This window comes from Natronoglycomyces albus, from assembly GCF_016925535.1.
Classification (GTDB): Bacteria; Actinomycetota; Actinomycetes; order Mycobacteriales; family Micromonosporaceae; genus Natronoglycomyces; species Natronoglycomyces albus.
On record NZ_CP070496.1, the window covers coordinates 3866811 to 3885113 of the forward strand.

Consider the following 18303-nt stretch of genomic DNA (forward strand, 5'->3'; position numbering starts at 1 on the left):
ATTGGGTGCGCGAGCATCCCCGCGCACCCACTTGCTTCTACAGCTACTGGCTGGAACTCTCGCCAGCGTCCTCCTCGGCGGCAGACTCCGCGTCCACCGACGAAGCCTCAGTGGCCTCGGCCAGCGGCGCGGCAGCCTCAGCAGCACGACGCGCCTTACCCTCAGCGGCGGTGAGACCATCGGCGATGTCGCCCAGAGTCTTCCCGGCCGCTTCGGCCAGCTCCTGGCGGCTAATCGTGAAGTAGTTCTCCACCCGCAGGCCCTCCACGGTCTCATCGACCATGCCAATGGGCGTAAACGGCAGCTCGTACTGCTTGCACAGGCCCTCCACGGCCAGTTCCTGGCCGCGCGGAATCGTCACCAGGACCCGCCCGGCCGACTCCGAGAACAGAGCGCCGAACAGGTTCACCTCTTCGGCGAAACCGATGCGCGCGCCATGGGGCGAGGACATCACGGCCTCGACCAGGGCCTGTGAAAGGCCGCCGTCGGACAGGTCGTGCGCGGAGGTGAAATGCTCCGAACGGTTGGCCCGCAGCATCACCGTGGCCAGTCGCCGCTCCACGTCCAAGTTCACCTTCGGCGGAGTCCCGCCCAAGTGACGGTGCTCCACCCACGCCCACTCCGAGCCCGACAGCTCGACCTCGGTGTAGCCGATGACGGCGATCGTGTCGCCCGGGTTGCCCAATCCCAACGGGATACGGTGCTCGACGTTGTCGATGACACCCAGCACACCCACCACCGGCGTCGGGTGAATCGCCTCGACCCCGGTCTGGTTGTAAAACGACACGTTGCCGCCGGTGACCGGGATACCCAGCTCAGCGCAGCCATCAGCCAGACCGGTAACGGCCTGCTGGAACTGCCACATCACATTCGGGTCCTCGGGCGAACCGAAGTTCAAACAGTTAGTGACCGCCTGCGGCACCGCGCCAGTGACGGCGACGTTGCGGTAGGCCTCGGCCAGCGCCAACTGTGCCCCCTGGTAGGGGTCCAGGCGAGCGAAGCGGCCGTTGCCGTCCAAAGAAATGGCGATACCGGTGCCGGTGTCCTCGTTGAGCCGGATCATGCCCGAATCCTGCGGGTAGGACAACACGGTGTTACCTAGGACGGAATTGTCGTACTGCTCGGTGACCCAGTCCTTCGAGGCAAGGTTGGGGCTGCTGGCCAGTTTGAGGACCGTGGCGCGCAGCTGCTCGGGAGTGGAGGGTCGACTCAGCGTCTCGGCGCGGTCGGCCGCCAACAACGCGCGGTCGTTGGGTTCCTTGATGGGCCGCTCATAGACCGGCCCGTCGTCGGCGAGGCTGACCGGCGGGCAATCCACGACGGTGTGTCCGTGATAGTCGATGATGAGGCGACCCGAATCGGTGACCTCACCCAAGGCGGTGGCAAGGAGGCCCCAGCGCCGGGCGCGGGACAGCACGGCGTCCAAGTGGGCCGGGTCGACAATGAGCAGCATGCGCTCTTGCGACTCCGAGGCGAGGATCTCGTGGGGTTCCATCGCGGCGGCGCGCAGCGGCACCCGCTCCAAGTCCACGTGCATTCCGCCACCACCAGCGGCGGCGGTTTCGGACAGCGCGCAGGTGAGCCCGGCCCCACCGAGGTCCTGGATACCGGTCACGAGACCGGCGTCGTAAAGCTCCAGGCAGCACTCGATAAGCAGCTTCTCGGTGAACGGGTCACCAACCTGCACGGTGGGGCGGGCGTCAGTGTCGTCGTCGGCGTCGAAGGTGGCCGAGGCGAGGACGGAGACGCCCCCGATACCGTCGCGTCCGGTCTTGGCACCCAGAAGCACCACGACGTTGCCGATCCCGGCCGCTTCGTGGCTTTGCAGACGCTCCACCGGCATAACGCCTACCGACAGCGCGTTGACCAGTGGGTTTCCCTGGTAGCACGGGTCGAAGATCGTCTCGCCACCGATGTTGGGAAGGCCCACGCAGTTGCCGTAGTGGCTGATACCGCTGACCACTCCAGGCAGGACCCGGGCCGTGTCAGGGTGGTCGGCGTCGCCGAAGCGCAGTGAGTCCATGACCGCGACCGGCCGCGCACCCATCGCGAGGATGTCGCGGATGATGCCGCCGACGCCTGTGGCCGCGCCCTGCATGGGCTCGATGTAGCTGGGGTGGTTGTGTGACTCGACCTTGAACGTCACCGCCGTGTCTTCGGTGATCTGAATGACCCCGGCGTTGGCTCCAATTCCGGCCAGCAGCCGGTCGGTCTTGGGGTTCTTCTCGCCGAACTGGCGCAGGTGCACCCGCGAAGACTTATAAGAGCAGTGCTCGCTCCACATGATCGAGTACATCGACAACTCGGCGGTCGTGGGGCGACGGCCCAAAATGTCGCGGATCTTGTTGTACTCTTCGTCGTTGAGCCCCAGGTCCACGTACGGCTGTTTCTCGTCCGGCGTGGCCTCGGCCCGGCCGACAGTGTCGACGACGGGGCCTTCAATGTGGTCGGATGTCATTACGCGGTCGCTCCCGAGTGAACATGGGACAGCACCGAGGCGAGAATTCCCCGCCCGTCGGTCGAAGGCCCGGTCAGCTGGTCGATGGCGTGCTCGGGGTGAGGCATCATGCCCACCACGTTGCCCTCGGCATTAGTGATCCCGGCGATGTCGTGCACCGAACCGTTGGGGTTGTCCAAGTAACGCAACACCACCCGGTTCTGATCCTCCAGCATCTCCAAGGTCGAAGCGTCGGCCTGAAAACGGCCGTCCTTGTGCTTGGCGGGGATGACAATCTGAGCACCCTGCCGGTAGGCGCTCGTCCAGGCGGTATTGGTCGACTCGACCCGCAGCGGCGCCGGACGGTTGCGGTAGCGCATGTGCGCGTTCTGCGTCAACGCGCCAGGCAGCAAACCCGACTCGCACAGCACCTGGAAGCCATTGCACACCCCGATGACCGGCATGCCACCGCGTGCGGCGTCGGCCACCGAATCCATCACATGCGAAAAGCGGGCGATGGCCCCCGAACGCAAATAGTCGCCATAGGAGAAGCCGCCCGGCAACCACACGGCCTGCACCCCACGCAGCGCCCCCTCGTCGTGCCAGAGACGAACCGGCACAGCCCCGGCGCGGGCGACAGCACGCGCCGCATCCCGGTCGTCCAGCGAACCGGGGAAAGTCACGATACCGATGCGCACACGCGGCTCGGCGGAATTCGATGCCATCTGGGCGCTCACGAGGCCCCCGCAGGCGCATCGGCCTCAACCGAGGCAATGGTGAAGTCTTCGATCACGGGGTTGGCCAGCAGTGCGTCGGCAACCTTACGGGCCTGCTCCTCAACCGAGGCCGCGTCAACGCCCTCGGCAAAGTCCAGTTCAATGCGTTTGCCGATCCGTACTCGCTCCACACCCTCGACGCCGAGGTTGGGGAGGGCGCCCTTGACTGCCTCGCCCTGCGGGTCAAGGATGTCGGGCTTGAGCATCACGTCCACTACTACGCGTGCCACTATGTGCGCTCCTGTCAGTTGCGTTAGGAAACGAAGGGGGTCCCTGCGTCAATGTGTCGCGAGTCAACGTGTGCCCAGCTTGGGCACAGTCGCCTCTTCGGCCACACGATTTCAGCATATGTGCTGGCTGAGGGCGTGACCATTCGTCAAGGGCAGGGAGTGTCCTGTTACTCATTTACGAAAAGGTGAACTTCGCCCATTCCCGACGATTCTGCGCAGCGGAAACCACTTGCTGTGAACAACGTGACCACTGAGAGACCACCGGGAGGTAGGCGGCGAAGATCAACCCATGCGAGTGACGTCAGCTCGGCGGGTGAGCCAACGACAAACACACCTGTGCAGATTAAGCCAAAAAAGCCACCCCATGTGCCCAGTTAAGCGGCTAGGCCAAAAATTCCCCTACAAGATCTGGCCAGGCGCGTATGCCGCCGACTGCGGAAACTTCGCCGCGACCTGGGAAACCCGCTGCGCGATCCGGCCAATCTGGTCCCCCGCCGCACCCGTGAATTCACCCGGATCGGCGACAAGCTCACTGAGCTGTTCCCTACTCAGCCCCAAGCGCTCATCGGCGGCCAGACGATCAAACAAGTCATTGTCGGCCTGACCCGACTCACGCATCGCCAGCGCCACCGCCACCGCGTGCTCCTTGATCGCCTCGTGCGCGTCCTCCCGACCCGCCCCGGTACGCAACGCGGCCATCAGGATCTTCGTCGAAGCCAAGAACGGCAAGTAGCGGTCCAGTTCGCGTCCGATCACAGCCGGGTAGACGCCGAACTCATCGAGCACCGTCAGGAACGTCTGAAAGAGACCATCGACGGCGAAAAACACATCGGGCAACGCCACCCGCCGCACCACCGAGCACGACACGTCGCCCTCGTTCCACTGATCCCCAGCCAGTTCGCCCAGCATGGAGGTATACCCGCGCGTAATGACAGCCAAGCCGTTGACCCGCTCGGTGGAACGCGTGTTCATCTTGTGCGGCATGGCCGAAGAACCCACCTGGCCAGCCTGGAAACCCTCCGTGGCCAACTCCGCGCCCGCCATGAGACGAATGCTCAGCGACGCCGAAGACGGCGCGGCGACAATCTGACTCAACGTCGAGGCCACGTCGTAATCCAACGACCGCGGATACACCTGGCCCACCGAGTCAAGTACCCGGCTAAAGCCCAAATGCCCGGCGACGCGCTGCTCCAACTCGGCCAGTTTCGCCTCGTCGCCATCGAACAAGTCCAACTGATCCTGAGCCGTACCCACCGGGCCCTTAATGCCGCGCAACGGATAACGGGCGATCAGGTCGTCCAGGCGCTCATAGGCGCTCAGCAGCTCCTCGGTCCAGGAAGCGAACCGTTTGCCCAGCGTCGTCGCCTGTGCCGGGACGTTGTGGGAACGGCCCGCCATGACCACGTCGCGGTACTGCTCGGCCCGCGCCGAAAGACGCACCAGCGTGGCGATCACCCGGGTGCGGATCAGCTCCAAGGACTGACGTACCTGCATTTGCTCAACGTTCTCCGTCAAGTCGCGGCTCGTCATGCCCTTATGAATGTGCTGGTGACCGGCCAGCGAGGAGAACTCCTCGATGCGGGCCTTCACGTCGTGGCGAGTGCGTCGCTCACGTTCGGCGATCGAAGCCACATCAACCTGGTCGAGGACCCGCTCATAGTCGGCGATCACCTCATCGGACACCGAGACGCCCAACTCATTTTGCGCCCGCAGCACCGCCAGCCACAGCTGACGTTCCGCACGAATCTTCGCCACTGGGTCCCACACATCGCGCATTTGCGGGGAGGCATACCGGTCAGCCAAAACGTTTGCGATCACCACCCCATTGTCACCCATCGACCAGGCGAGAACGCGGCTGTACCGCGCACGTGACGACCAACACGGTCGGGCGTTCCTCCAGCACAGGCCACCACAGCTAGCCATTAAGCGCGTCACGCCCCGCCACTGGCCTCCCCGCCTCGGCCAATCGGCGGGCGTAGAATCGGTTCGTGCGAGTCTTGTTGATCGGCACGGGAGGGCGAGAACACGCGCTTGCCGCCCGTCTGGCCGAAGATCCAGCTGTCGAATCACTCATCTGTGCGCCCGGCAACCCCGGCATGGCGCGCCTGGGCGAATGCGTGCCCGTCAACGCCAACGACCCGCAAGCGGTCGCGGCGCTGGCGGTGACCAGCAACGCCGACCTAGTCGTGATCGGACCGGAGGCTCCGCTCGTCGCTGGCGTGGCCGATGCGGTGCGAGCCAAGAACATCCCGGTGTACGGGCCTTCTCGTGAGGCGGCGCGTCTGGAGGGCTCCAAGGAGTTCGCCAAGAGCGTCATGGCCGCCGCTGGGGTACCCACGGCTGCCTCCCGGGTGTGCACCTCCCGCGACGAGGCGGAGGTGGCGCTAAAGGAATTCGGCGCCCCATACGTGGTCAAGGACGATGGTCTCGCCGCTGGCAAGGGCGTCATTGTGACCGAAGATCTCAACGAGGCACTGAAGCACGCGGAGAACTGCGAGCGGATGGTGGTCGAGGAATACCTCGACGGGCCCGAGGTGTCTTTGTTCGTCATCAGTGACGGTACGAACGCGGTGCCGTTGCTGCCCGCGCAGGACTTCAAGCGGATCGGTGAAGGCGGAACCGGCCCCAACACTGGCGGCATGGGCGCGTACACGCCGTTGCCGTGGGCCGAGGAGACGCTCGCCGAACAGATCATGGAGACCGTCGCCTATCCCACGCTGGCCGAGATGACGCGACGCGGGACGCCGTTCGTCGGCACTTTGTACTGCGGTTTGGCGTTGACTTCGAAGGGCCTGCGAGTCGTGGAGTTCAACGCCCGATTCGGTGACCCGGAGATCCAGGCGGTGTTGGCGTTGTCAGAAACCCCGTTGGCCCAACTACTGTTGGCTGCCGCAACGGGCAAGCTGGACGAATTCGAGCAGCTGAGCTGGAAGAACGCCTCGGCGGTGTGCGTGGTGATGGCCAACGAGGGCTACCCCGGCACACCTGCGAAGGGTCGCCCGATCAAGGGGGCCGACGGCGAGGGAATTTTCCACGCCGGGACTGGCCTGGACGAGCACGGTCGACTGGTGGCCACCGGTGGCCGAGTGTTGAACTTCGTGGGGGTGGGCGAGACGATCGCCGCGGCCCGCGAAGAGTCCTATCGCAAAGTCGCAGGTGTGAGTTTGCAGGGCGGATATTGGCGCGGAGACATCGCGGCCGACTTGTAGCCCCGATTCTTAGCGTCTACGCGGTTCGTGGAAGGTCTGGCTTCGGCCAGGCTCCTGCGCCAGCCGCGCACTTCTTGGGTGGCGAGAGCGGCCCTAGGGGGCGCACGTTTTCGTAAACGTGCCCGCCTTCCCTGGCCGCGCGCCTTCACGCCCGCCCGCCAAGGCAAAGCCGCCCCGCGTTTTCCTGGCTAGGCCAAGGAAAACGCGGGGCGGCTGATTGCGCCGAGCTGAGTCACTGCGGTCACTCGACCTGAGCCACACCGCCTGCCCTACTGCGGGCGGGCTCGCCCAAGCAGGTGCGCTGTGCTGATCAGCCATTCCGGTTGGAACAGGCTCTACTTCCTAGTCGCGCCAGATGGGGCACGCTCTACCCACCTAGTCGCGCCAGATGGGACACGACATGCACCGGGGGCCGCCTCGACCGGAGCCCAGTTCAGAGCCCTCGATCGTGATGACCTTGATACCGGAACGCTCCAGGCGCGAGTTGGTAACCGTGTTGCGTTCGTAGGCGATGCAGATCTTGGGCGCGATCGCGAGGGTGTTGTTGCCGTCGTCCCACTGTTCACGCTCGGCGGTAACCAGGTCGCGTTCACCGGTGTGAATGATCTCCAGCTTGTCGATTCCCAGCGCCTCGGCCGCGGCCTCGGTGAACAGGGTGGGTTTACCGACCACGGGCTCGCCGTCGTCTCCACGGTGAATCGGGAACGCCTGCAACTTCTTCTCGGCTGGCGCGTACATGACCATCTTGTCGTGGTCGACCATCGTGCACACCGTGTCTAGGTGCATGGTGGCGCGGCGCTGCGCGATCGGCACGGCCAGGATCGTACGGACGTTGCCGGTGGCAAAACACTGCCGGGCTAGGCGCTCCACTCCAGCCGGCGTGGTGCGCTCACCAACCCCGACCGCCAGAATTCCCTCGCCCAGGACCAAGACGTCGCCACCTTCGAGGTCTTCCAAGTCGGGGTGGTAAATGCGATTGACGCCCGCAAACTGCTGGTGGTGCTGGTAGATAAGGTTCGTCAGGGTCGTTTCGCGGCGGCGAGCGGGCATCGCCAGGCTGGTGACGGCCACCGAGTCGCCGATCCACACCGAGGAGTCGCGGGTGAACAGCACGTTTGGCAGCGGGTCGATCAGAAAATCCTGGTCGCGCATCATCGCGTAGCGCAGGCTCGGGCCCACCGGAAACTCTTCCTTGGTCAGCCCCGCGATGAGCAGAGAAGACAGGTCAGAGGGCGTTTGGTCGCGCAGGAAACCAGTGAGGGACTTCTGAAGAGACTGGCCCAAAGAGCGGTCGTGCATGACGGTGACGTCGATGGCTTCGGCCCGGGCCTGTTCAACGGACAGTGCCTCAGTCAGAAGGTCGTCGACGTAGAGAACTTCGACGCCGTTGTCTGTGAGAACAGCGGCGAATTTATCGTGCTCCTCTTGGGCTTTCTCCACCCACGGAATACCGTCGAATAGCAAGCTGTCGTTGTTGCGGGGAGTCAGACGACGCAGCTCGCCGCCAGGACGGTGAAGCAACACCCGTCGTAGTCGACCGACTTCGCTGTTAACCCCGTAAGAGGATGGAGTGGCACTGTGCATGCGTCAATGGTAATGCTGAATTTAGTAAAGGGTGACAGACCCTTAAGAATTGTGTTCTAGCAGCTAGATTGGCGTTTTACCCGTAGGGATATCCATGTTTATGAATAGGCATTCAGCCGCTAGGAGTAAGACGTCGAGTAATGGTCACTCACTTTAGGAAACAGTTATTCATACCGTTTCCTCCTCCACCCCAAGACTCAACTGGGTGGTATTTTCACACATTCATCGGAATTTTTTCTCGCCATGTGACCAGCCGCGGCGACGAGGAGAATCATTCCCTTTACCCGCTTGTTGCCAGACCGTGCAGCTTCGGCAAAAGTGCGAGTTCAAGACCGCAGGAGGCGAAGTTTACGCAGGTAAACGAGCCTAGGGGAACACCGAAAGTGCCTTTAGCGGAAACCTGATGAGGCTTCGGTCCCCATCAGGTTTGGCATCGGCTGGAAAATAGCGAACTCGCGTGGTCGGCACGGCAGCGTGTGCGCCCTGCGGGTCACACAGGCCCCGCAGGGGCGGGCCAACCCCTGCGGCACGACCGTAAAGTGACTACCTTCACTTCAGCAACGCCCACCCAGAACCGCCGCGACCGACATCCGCGAGCCTCAACATTCCCGCAGGTCAACAGAGAGCCTAAACCTCAGGCGTACTCACTATGTCAACCTCTCGGGGGAGTTTATGCCGTCTCCTATTCGCCGTACGGAGTACACGCAATGTCATCTCTGGGCTGACGACAGCCACCTTCTTTTCCAGGAACATTGACCCAGTCAGCCTCCACTCATCACCAACGAGAGACCACACCAGGCTCCCCGGCACCTAGAGCGGACCAATACCCACGCTGGCTGAAACGGAATCTCGAAGCCGAACCGGTACGCCACGGAGGAAACAATGCTGAACCGAAGGACGCTAATGAAGCTGGCGGCGACCAGCGCAGCTGGCAGCGCGGCCATCGCTAGCCTCGGAGCCTGCGGCCGCCACCGAGCGGCCGTCAACACCTTCGGCGAGATTGACTTCAGCAACGAACTATCGATCCCCGCTTTGGCGCAAGCGCGCACCGACAACGGCGGAACCCGCGTGTTCACCCTCGGTATTAGCGCTGGCGAAACCCAGATCAAGCCTGGGAAGAAGACCCAAACATGGGGAATCGACAGCAGTATCCTCGGCCCGACCATTCGGGCCCGCCGTGGCGAGCAGATCGGCTTCCTCATCCACAACGGACTGGACGAGACCACCAGCATCCACTGGCACGGCATGCATCTGCCAGCAGTGATGGATGGAGGCCCCCACCAGGAAATGCACCCCGGGGCCGAGTGGTACCCACAGTGGACTGTGGATCAACCTGCCGCCAGTCTCTGGTACCACCCGCATCCACACGGGCACACCGCCGAACACGTCTATCGGGGCCTCGCGGGCATGTTCATCATCGACGATGACGAAACTGACGCACTGAATCTGCCCTCGGAGTACGGCGTCGACGACCTGCCCCTTATCGTGCAAGACAAAGCCTTCGATGAGGACAACCAGTGGGACGCAAGCTCACCGATGGGCACACCGTCGGGCATCTTGGGCGATGAAATCCTGGTCAACGGTACGCATTCGCCGTACTTCGATGTCACCACCCGACTGGTTCGGCTCCGCCTGCTCAACGGCTCCACGACGCATCCATTTAACTTCGGCTTCGACGATGACCGCGACTTCCAATTCATCGCCACCGATGGCGGCCTGATCAACGAACCGTTCACCACCAACCGCATCATGCTCACTCCGGGAGAGCGAGCCGAAATAGTCGTCGCCTTCGAGCCCGGCGACGAAGCGATTCTGCGCAGCTACCCCATGGACATCTCCATCAGAGGCAACGAAGCGCGCGCCTTTGGCATCGACGACCAATTCGACATCTGCCAATTCCGCGCCACATCCGAACTAGCCGACGACACCGAAGTGCCCTCCACTTTGGCCCCAGAGCCGAATCTCGATATTGACGACGTCATCACTCGTCGCAACTTCCAGTTCTCTGGTACCCACATCAATGGCAAACGAATGGACATGGAGCGCATCGACTTTGGCGTCCGCCTAGACAACACCGAGCTATGGACAGTTGAAAACGAGCACAACAACTTCCATAACTTCCACGTACACGACGTGCAGTTCCAAGTGGTCTCACTCGACGGCAACGACCCGCCCGCACACTGGAAGGGCTGGAAGGACACCATCCACCTGCCTAACTTCGAACCCGTCGAACTCCTCCTACGCTTCACCGACTATGCCGACCCGAACATTCCCTACATGTTCCACTGCCATGTGTTGCGCCACGAAGACGACGGGATGATGGGCCAATTCGTCGTCCTAGAAGAAGGTCAAGAAATCGGCAGCGTCCCCGACAACGCCTTCCACGAAAACGGCCATGGATAGGAGGAGGCAACCACGCCACGACGACACGAAACTCGCAGCAAACATGGGCCGACACATCGAGATACGGGGATGCTCGGCACCAAAAGCGGATTCATTCTCCACCCAGCCACGACACGCTTGCATCCCGATACCTACGCCAGAGGCGGCACCCCAGCGAAAACCTCGGCATAAAGCCTGCGGGCCGCACCAAGCCAGGCAGCTCTGGCAAAGTCTGGCCCTCGACGGTTTACCCCAGCTCACGGCACCACTTGCAGCATTCAGAAGTTCGCTTCGTCCCTTTTTCGCGTGCTCCCCGAAGGCTTCGCACGGCGTCCGATACTGTCAAAGAGTGTCTCAACCGCTGATCATCGCGCACCGCGGCTCGAACGACCACTTCCCCGAGCATTCGCTAGCCGCCTACCGGCAAGCCGTAGCCGAGAACGCCGACGGGTTCGAGTGCGACGTACGACTGAGCCTCGACGGCCACCTCGTACTCCACCACGACCGCAACGCCCGCCGCACCGCCGGAGACCGCCGAAACATCTCCGACATGACATTGGAAGAACTGCGGGCCCTCAACTTCGCCAAGAAACACCCCGCGCAAGCCGACGACCCCGCATCGGCGCGCATCCCCACCTTCGAGGAATTCCTCGACCTGGTCGAGGAGACCAATCCTCACCTGAAGCTCCTTATTGAAACCAAGCATCCGACCCGGTTTGGCATGCGGGTCGAAGAGGAAGTGTTTAAATCCCTCCGTCGTCGGCCACACCTGGACGCAGTAGTCATGTCCTTCTCGCGCGCCGCGCTGCGACACTGGCGCGCCGAAGACAAGGAGACGCCGCTGGTGTGGCTATTCGAGTACCCCTTTGGCTCTCCCCCGGCCGAAATCAACGCCTACGGCCCCCGCTTGGAATTCGTCCGAGCCGACCCCAGCTTCATCGCCCAGGCCAAAGACGCGAACAAGGACGTCTTCATCTGGACGGTCAACACGCCCAAAGCGGCTAAAGAAATGCGTGGCGCGGACATGCTCATCACCGACAAACCGGGAATGATCAAAGCCTCCCTGTGAGACGCGAGGGAGATTCCGATCCCCTACTAGGCAGTTGCCCAACCACTCCCACCTCAGAGCGCCGGTGTGTTCACTGACACATATAAATATGCAACCTCGCAGCCAGCGCACCTCGCGAACCCCCTCAATGTTGCGCAGGGGCTAGCCAAACTTCATCTGCCGTTATATCTTCGGCGCATGGCTCATAGAGCCTCCCCTAAACGGGTAAGTTGAGTAGCGATAAGGGTCATGCGCGGGGGTACGAACGTGTTTGCAACGGCGAGTACGCAGTGGCGGGTGCAAATGCCGCACCACGCGACCGCCACTGCCATGACTCGAAGCTGGATTCGCCAACACCTCCCCGCCGTTACCTCTGACGCCCTCGACGACCTCCAGGCCGTCGCCACCGAGCTCGTCTCCAACGCCATCCGCCACGCCCAGGCCCTGCCTGGAAACAAACTGTGGATTCAATGCCGCGCCGATGAGGACCACGTCGAATTCTCCGTGGTCGACGGAGGCTCCGGCAGTACCCCCGTCGTGCGCCCGGTGAATCTGGAAAGCGCCGACGGTCGCGGCCTGTTCATCGTCGCGCACCTCGCCGACGAATGGGGTGCCCGCTGCCAAGCTGGCGGTCGCAAAGAAGTCTGGGCCCGCGTCAAACTCTAAAGACCCCTCCATCCGGCTGATACGACCTCGGTCGTCGCCCTCACCTGCATTGGGCCACGCCAGCGAACGATCCCGGTGCGACCGGCACACACCCACCACTTACCCTGTCAGGGTGAGCAAACGACGCAAGATCAAAGAGAAAAAGTTCCGCGACGTCTTCGTCCCCCGTCCTTTCGCCGGCCTCGCCGGAGAAGCGAACTGGGTCGCCGTGCGCGAACTGTTCCCCGCCGCCACCGCCCCCCTCTCCCTCACCGGTGAATGGGCGCAGAAGGCAAACGGGCGCACCGTCACCCTCACCACCGTGCTGCCCCTGGCCTGGCCCGCCATGAGCCACGAAGACGGCAGCATCCTCATCGCCGCCCAACGTCACTTCCAGTCTGGCGACATCAGCCGCGACATCGCCTCCTCCATCATCACCGCGCTGGAGACCGAACCGGGCAAGCAGATCCCCGTCCCCGCGCGACCGGCCCCCGGCCCCCGCCTACAAGACATCATCGACGTCAACGAGCCGCTCACGCTCACGTTGCAAAAAGACTTCTCCTACTGGTTGGCCGAGGATGTCGACGCCAACGACCCCGAGGTCGCCGCGAGCCTGGAACGCGCCAATGAATCGCTCTTCCCCATCGAACAGCTGGCCGTCGAAGGCGCGCACTGGTGCCAAACCACCGAGACCGTGCACGTGCGCCACATCCTCACCGACGATGAGGACGCCGCGCTCAAGGCCCTAGCCCGCCTATCGGCCGCCGACAGCCTCAAACTGACGCCAGAGTCGAAATTCGCCGGAATGTTCCGCGCCCACGGTCTCCTCGTACCCGTCTGGGACCTCGACGTCAACACGAAACCGGCCGACGTCGAAGGCCCCGTACGTGAATTCCTGGAGCGCTACCAGGCCAGCCTCGAAGCCGGAGCCGACCTGTCCGCCACCGAACGCCGCGCCCGCGACGGCCTCATTGGTCGACAGCTGTCGATCCGCTAACTCGACGCGGTCGGCATTCCCGCAGGCGAGTGCCGACCGCCTAGACTCGCTCCACTTCAGGTCGCCACGGTATCGGCCCCGATGAAAGTTGAAGCTGACCACTCGTGACACGCATGCCGCCGCTTCTCAAACCGACCGCTCCCACGATTGGCCGCATTCACAGCCAGTTCGCAAGCGGTCCGGAACCAGTCCATCCGTGCGACCATGAATAGTCCCCACGAAGAGCGGCCGCAGCAGCACGAGGCCCACCTCGTCATAGACTCCGAAAACGTCGAGCCCGAACCCGCCGCCGAGACCGTCCTCGGGCGCGACAGCGGCAAGCGCCCGCTCCACCTTGACGCCACCCTGTACGCCCTCAGCGCCCTCTTCGCCGGAGCGACAGCGCTGTGGACAGTCCTCCCGGCACACGAATACTGGGGATTCATTGCCATCGGTGGATACGCCCCCGCCGCGGCCATGATCGGCATCCTGCTCATATCCGCCGCCGTCCCCTTCCGCATGCGCCTCCTGGTCGCCGCAGCCACCAGCGCGGCAGTCCTCCTGGTGCCCATGCTGGCCTCTATCTTCCAACGCGCGGCCGGAAACCCCGACCGGGCCCAAGAAGAAGTCCTCGTCATCGAGGCATCCGCCCAGAGACTATGGGACAGCGGCAGCCCGTACCTGCGCGCCGAGGAAATCGCGGCCCTGTCCGAACCCCTCCTGGGCTACACGCCCTACCAGCCCGGAATGGCCGTATTCGGCCTGCCCAAAGCCATCATCGGCGACTACTGGTGGACCGACGCCCGCCTCTTCTTCACCGCCGTGACCGCCGTATGCCTCATCGCCATGCTGCGACTGCTGCGGCACCGCGCCAGCAAGAGCGCCCTCCTGCGCGCCTTCCAAGCCTCCGCGATCGTGCCCGTATGCGCGCTCACCCTCAGCACCGGCGGCGACGACATGCCCGTGGTCGCCCTGGCCGCGCTGGCCATCGTCTTGGGGTACCGCAACAAGTGGACCTGGGCCAGTTTGGTCATGGGCGCGGCCGCGACGTTGAAACTCATCGCCTGGCCTTTGGCGATCGTCTTGGGAATCCTCGCCTACCAACGTCGACAATCGGCCCGCTACTGCGCGATCGTGGCCGCTCCCGTCATACTCACCCTCGCGCCGGTGGCCCTGTACGACTGGCACGGCGTCGTCGACAATGTCATGGCGTTTCCCTTCGGCAAGGGAGTGATCGACTCCCCGGCCCAATCCCCGCTGCCGGGCTATCTGATCGCCTCTAACGTGCCCGGCGGCTCCTACATCGCCATCGGCCTACTCTTGGCCGCCGGCGCGCTCATCGCGGTGGCCCTGTACCGTCGCCCGCCGCTGACCGCCAGCGCCGCCGCCGCATGGTGTGCGGCTGGTTTGACGGTGGCGATTGCGCTGATGCCGGCGACCCGATTCGGGTATCTGCTGTATCCGGTGGTGCTGCTGGGTTGGGCGTTCGCGTTGCGCAGCGCTGAGGAACCGGATTCGCCGTTGGTTGATCGCTGGCGCTAGTGCGTTGGGTTTATTGGCCATTGTGGTTTCTCGGGCCCGAACGCCCCTGGCCCCAGCGCCATGGTCGGCGCTGGGGCCAGGGTTCACAATGTGGCCGCTGTCGACCTCGTGGCGGGCGGCCGCTGCCGATCGGGTGGCTAGCCTTCGCGTCGAAGGCGCGGCTTTTGGCTCCTTAGCCGTTGGAGCTCAACACCGAGCAGCCGTCGATGAATTCGGAGACCACGTTGGAGATGTCGACGGCGTTTTGGGTGCCTAGTTCGTAGGCGGAGGGGTCACTCGCGGCGTCGGCGAGCATGTCGCGCAAGTCCGCGGAGGAGTCGGACAGTCCCGGGTCGCTGACCATGCCGTTGAATTCGTCCATTTTGTCGGACAGCTCGGTGAGTTCGGCGGCGTCCATGTCACTGACGTTGAGGCCGAGCATCATGACGTCGATGGTCAGGGTCGTGCAGGCGGAGAAGGCCGCGTCGTCGTCAACGGAGCCGGTGTCGGCCTCGTTGGAATCGATGTCGTCGGTCTGTTCGGTGTCGGTGACGTCGGTGGAGTTGTCCGGCGCCTCCAGTGAGACCTCCTCGGAGTCATCGCAGGCGGCCAAGGCAAAGGCGGTGGCGGCGGCGATGGTCACGGCGAAGAGTCGACGAGCGTGGGTGTGGCGCATTGAGATTTTCTCCCAGGGGTCAATGGATGATCAGGGTGTTCGCGCCGAGTGTATCGGGCCCTTACCAACGGTGATGTCTACTGTCAATGCGATGTGAGACGTGAGTCCACACTGTGACGTGGGCGCCTCGCCCGGTGGCATTGCCCTAGCAAACGTCTGCTTCATCCACTGTGGCCTTGGTCGGGGTTTTCGGCCAGGTCGCTTCGAGCGGGCCCGCGCGGCGGCGCCTTCCGGTGCGCAAACCCAAATGAGCCGCACCGCCGAAGGCCCTCGGTTACCGATGCGAGGTGAGGCCCAAACGACGGTGCGGCTAGGTGAGGCGTTTTATCCGGCTTCGTCGCAGCTGCGGGCGAAGGAGGAGGAGGCTTCGGCGAACTCCATCATCAAGTCGGGGTCTTGCGCGATGGAGTCCATGTCCTCTCCGGCCAGTTCCAGCATGTCGGCCAGTTCGTTACCGGCCAGCGTGACGTCGGCTCCGTTTTGGGAGTTGGCGAACTGGCGCACTTCTTCTGCTTTGGCTTCCAGATCGGCCGGGTCGGTGTCGCGGCCTTCGTTGATAAGCGCGGCGACCGAGTCGCTGAGTTCGACACAGTCTTCTTTCAGCGCTTCGACTCGGTTGTCACCGTCGGATTCGCTGTTGTCGTTCGCGCTGTCATTGTTGTCGCCTGTTTGGTTGTCATCACTGTCGCTGCCTGCGCAGGCGGTGAGGGCGAACATCCCGGCAGTGGCCAGGGTGAGGGCAAACAGGCGAGGGGTCGTGGCAAATGACACGTCTAGGCTCCAAGTCGTCGTTGGTCTTGGCCCTAAGTCGGCGCGATGCTGCCGGGAGGGGGTATGAATGCCCGGCAGTGTGCACTCTTCGACCAGCGTCGGGCTGGCCGGTGGGAAACTCCGCCACCTGCGAGGTGTCGAGTTACCGGGCCGTTCGCGCAGGCTCAGGGGTCGGCGAGCCGTGCTGGGTATGTGCCTGGGTTGGCTGGTGGGGCCACCTACGGGGTAGGTCGCCTCCGTCGCCTGGCAGGCCACCCGATGCGGGCTCGTTAGTGACTGCCCTCACTGTAACACTGGCGCCTCATACCGCCATATCGACGAACCGCGATAGATGTAGCTGCGCTGCCACGGTAATGGTGTCCGTAGCGCCGTTACGGTGTTTGGCGACGATGAAGTCCGCCTCGCCCGCACGCGGGGATTCCTTGTCGTAGTAGTCGTCGCGGTGCAGCAGTAGCACCACGTCGGCGTCCTGCTCAATCGACCCGGATTCACGCAGGTCCGAAAGCTGCGGACGCTTGTCCGTTCGCTGCTCGGGACCACGGTTGAGCTGGGCAACGGCGATGACCGGGCATTCGATTTCCTTGGCGAGGAGCTTGAGCCCACGCGAAATCTCGGAGACTTCCTGTTGCCGGGACTCCACCCGCTTGGGCGAGGTCATCAGCTGGAGGTAGTCGACGACCATGAGCTTGAGGTTGTGTCGTTGTTTGAGGCGGCGCGCCTTGGCGCGGATCTCCATGAGCGTCATCGCGGCGGTGTCGTCGACGAACAGGGGTGCCTCGGAGATCTCGCCCATGCGGCGGGCCAGTCGGGTCCAGTCGTCGTCGGAGAGTTCCCCGGAGCGAAGGACGTGCATCGGTACCCGTGTCTCGGCGCTGAGAAGCCGCATGACGATTTCCAGTTTGCTCATTTCGAGGCTGAACAGTGCCGATGCTTGTTGATGGTGCAGGGAGGCATGGCGCATGAAGTCCATGGCCACGGTCGACTTGCCCAGGCCCGGACGCCCGGCGACGATAATGAGCTGCCCGGCCTGGAGCCCGTTGAGTAGCCGGTCCATGTCGGCGAACCCGGTGGGCACGCCCGTGAGCATCCCGGCGTTGGCGCCAATGGTCTCGATTTCGTCCAGCGTGGGTTGTAGCAGCTCGGAGAGCACGGTGAAGTCTTCGGAGACACGCTTCTCGGTGACGTCGTAGACGGCCTGCTGAGCGAGGTCGACCAAGTCGTCAACGTCGCGTCCGGCCGAACCGTAGCCCAGCTGGACCACTCTGGTGCCCGCCTCGATCAGGCGGCGCAGGACGCCCTTCTCGGCGACGATGCGGGCGTAGTAGCCCGCGTTGGCGGCCGTGGGCACGGCGGAGAGCAAGTCGTGCAGGTAGGGGCCGCCGCCGATCTTGCCTAGGTCGCCGCTGTTGGCCAGCGCGGCGGCGATGGTGACGGGGTCGGCCGGTTCGCCGGCGGAGTATTTGTCGCAGATGGCTTCGAAGATGATCGAGTGTGATGGCTTGTAGAAGTCACCTGGTTTGACGATCTCGACTACGTCGGCGATGGCGTCTTTGCTCATGAGCATGCCGCCGAGGACGCCTTGTTCGGCGGCGAGGTCTTGCGGCGGGGTGCGCTCGTAGGAGCGGAAGCCTCCTTCGGAGGCGAAGTCATCGCCGGCGTTGAAGTTGCCTTTGCTCGAACCGTTGCGTCCACCTTGTCCCGGGGGGCGGTTGGTGCTGCGCCCCACGGCAGCACCCTCGGGCGCGGGCCCGTCATACATGTCCGTCACTGTGTTACACCCCCATAGGTTTCACTGCGGTCGTCGAGCCTCGCGGATTGCCTCACCGGTCGCGCGCTGGTTCGTGGAGAGGTGTCGACGTCCTCACCTGTGGCCTTGCCCAAGCCTCGGGATCGGGTGTGTCGATGTGGTCGATTGAGTATGGCGAGGTGGACGCGGCCACTTCCCCTCGGCAGCCAAACCTTAGCGAGACGACGTCTCAGTATAGGGGCGAACCGCCGCGCACATTGGTGTTCACGTTGACGCTATGCCCCTGGGCACTCCACCGCAA

The 18303-nt window shown here is 63.7% G+C and carries 14 protein-coding genes; 6 read left to right on the top strand and 8 right to left on the bottom strand.

The features are described 5' to 3' along the window. Positions 1–43: 43 nt before the first annotated feature. The 4 genes from purL to purB form a co-directional block, all read right to left on the bottom strand. Positions 44–2458 (bottom strand): phosphoribosylformylglycinamidine synthase subunit PurL, encoded by a 2415-nt coding sequence (gene purL, locus JQS30_RS16490; RefSeq protein WP_213171327.1) that lies wholly within the window; start codon positions 2456–2458, stop codon positions 44–46. After that, complete coding sequence (gene purQ / locus JQS30_RS16495) at positions 2458–3162, bottom strand: phosphoribosylformylglycinamidine synthase subunit PurQ (protein ID WP_213171328.1); 705 nt, start codon at positions 3160–3162, stop codon at positions 2458–2460. The genes purL and purQ overlap by 1 nt, the downstream gene beginning before the upstream one ends. A gap of 8 nt (positions 3163–3170) precedes the next feature. Then, a complete protein-coding gene (gene purS, locus JQS30_RS16500) occupies positions 3171–3443 on the bottom strand; it encodes a phosphoribosylformylglycinamidine synthase subunit PurS (RefSeq protein WP_213171329.1) in 273 nt (90 codons plus the stop codon). Between the two features lie 399 nt (positions 3444–3842). Beyond that, positions 3843–5279, bottom strand: a complete 1437-nt coding sequence (gene purB, locus JQS30_RS16505) for an adenylosuccinate lyase (protein WP_213171330.1) — start codon at positions 5277–5279, stop codon at positions 3843–3845. A 152-nt stretch (positions 5280–5431) separates the two neighbouring features. On the opposite strand from purB, the gene purD reads away from it, so the two are divergent. Beyond that, positions 5432–6652: a phosphoribosylamine--glycine ligase gene (purD, locus tag JQS30_RS16510; protein WP_213171331.1), complete on the top strand. Its 1221-nt coding sequence runs from the start codon at positions 5432–5434 to the stop codon at positions 6650–6652. 375 nt (positions 6653–7027) lie between these two features. Here the strand turns inward: purD and JQS30_RS16515 are convergent, their stop codons facing one another. Continuing rightward, positions 7028–8236 (bottom strand): arginine deiminase, encoded by a 1209-nt coding sequence (locus tag JQS30_RS16515; protein WP_213171332.1) that lies wholly within the window; start codon positions 8234–8236, stop codon positions 7028–7030. A 903-nt stretch (positions 8237–9139) separates the two neighbouring features. Between JQS30_RS16515 and JQS30_RS16520 the strand changes: the two genes are divergently transcribed. From JQS30_RS16520 to JQS30_RS16540, 5 genes are all read left to right on the top strand, one after another. Then, positions 9140–10639 carry a multicopper oxidase family protein gene (locus JQS30_RS16520; protein ID WP_213171333.1) on the top strand — a complete coding sequence of 500 codons (1500 nt, stop codon included), beginning with the start codon at positions 9140–9142 and terminating at the stop codon, positions 10637–10639. A 328-nt stretch (positions 10640–10967) separates the two neighbouring features. Continuing rightward, on the top strand, positions 10968–11687 hold the full coding sequence (locus JQS30_RS16525) for a glycerophosphodiester phosphodiesterase (RefSeq protein ID WP_213171334.1): 720 nt from the start codon (positions 10968–10970) through the stop codon (positions 11685–11687). 282 nt (positions 11688–11969) lie between these two features. Then, positions 11970–12332: an ATP-binding protein gene (locus tag JQS30_RS16530; protein WP_213171335.1), complete on the top strand. Its 363-nt coding sequence runs from the start codon at positions 11970–11972 to the stop codon at positions 12330–12332. Between the two features lie 112 nt (positions 12333–12444). After that, on the top strand, positions 12445–13308 hold the full coding sequence (locus tag JQS30_RS16535) for a DUF5926 family protein (RefSeq protein WP_213171336.1): 864 nt from the start codon (positions 12445–12447) through the stop codon (positions 13306–13308). Positions 13309–13512: 204 nt separating this feature from the next. Then, positions 13513–14829, top strand: coding sequence for a glycosyltransferase 87 family protein (locus JQS30_RS16540; RefSeq protein ID WP_213171337.1), 1317 nt, complete (start codon positions 13513–13515; stop codon positions 14827–14829). Positions 14830–15001: 172 nt separating this feature from the next. Here the strand turns inward: JQS30_RS16540 and JQS30_RS16545 are convergent, their stop codons facing one another. From JQS30_RS16545 to dnaB, 3 genes are all read right to left on the bottom strand, one after another. Further along, on the bottom strand, positions 15002–15484 hold the full coding sequence (locus JQS30_RS16545; RefSeq protein ID WP_213171338.1) for a hypothetical protein: 483 nt from the start codon (positions 15482–15484) through the stop codon (positions 15002–15004). Between the two features lie 324 nt (positions 15485–15808). After that, positions 15809–16255: a hypothetical protein gene (locus JQS30_RS16550; protein ID WP_213171339.1), complete on the bottom strand. Its 447-nt coding sequence runs from the start codon at positions 16253–16255 to the stop codon at positions 15809–15811. A 301-nt stretch (positions 16256–16556) separates the two neighbouring features. After that, positions 16557–18014, bottom strand: a complete 1458-nt coding sequence (dnaB, locus tag JQS30_RS16555) for a replicative DNA helicase (protein ID WP_213171340.1) — start codon at positions 18012–18014, stop codon at positions 16557–16559. Between the last annotated feature and the right edge of the window lie 289 nt (positions 18015–18303).

Bases quoted from the DNA above. Each gene is read 5' to 3' on its own strand.
- JQS30_RS16530 (WP_213171335.1), top strand. From the start codon at position 11,970: ATGCCGCACCACGCGACCGCCACTGCCATGACTCGAAGCTGGATTCGC.
- JQS30_RS16520 (WP_213171333.1), top strand. From the start codon at position 9,140: ATGAAGCTGGCGGCGACCAGCGCAGCTGGCAGCGCGGCCATCGCTAGC.
- purL (WP_213171327.1), bottom strand. From the start codon at position 2,458: ATGACATCCGACCACATTGAAGGCCCCGTCGTCGACACTGTCGGCCGG.
- JQS30_RS16545 (WP_213171338.1), bottom strand. From the start codon at position 15,484: ATGCGCCACACCCACGCTCGTCGACTCTTCGCCGTGACCATCGCCGCC.
- JQS30_RS16540 (WP_213171337.1), top strand. From the start codon at position 13,513: ATGAATAGTCCCCACGAAGAGCGGCCGCAGCAGCACGAGGCCCACCTC.
- purB (WP_213171330.1), bottom strand. From the start codon at position 5,279: ATGGGTGACAATGGGGTGGTGATCGCAAACGTTTTGGCTGACCGGTAT.
- JQS30_RS16515 (WP_213171332.1), bottom strand. From the start codon at position 8,236: ATGCACAGTGCCACTCCATCCTCTTACGGGGTTAACAGCGAAGTCGGT.
- dnaB (WP_213171340.1), bottom strand. From the start codon at position 18,014: ATGTATGACGGGCCCGCGCCCGAGGGTGCTGCCGTGGGGCGCAGCACC.
- purQ (WP_213171328.1), bottom strand. From the start codon at position 3,162: ATGGCATCGAATTCCGCCGAGCCGCGTGTGCGCATCGGTATCGTGACT.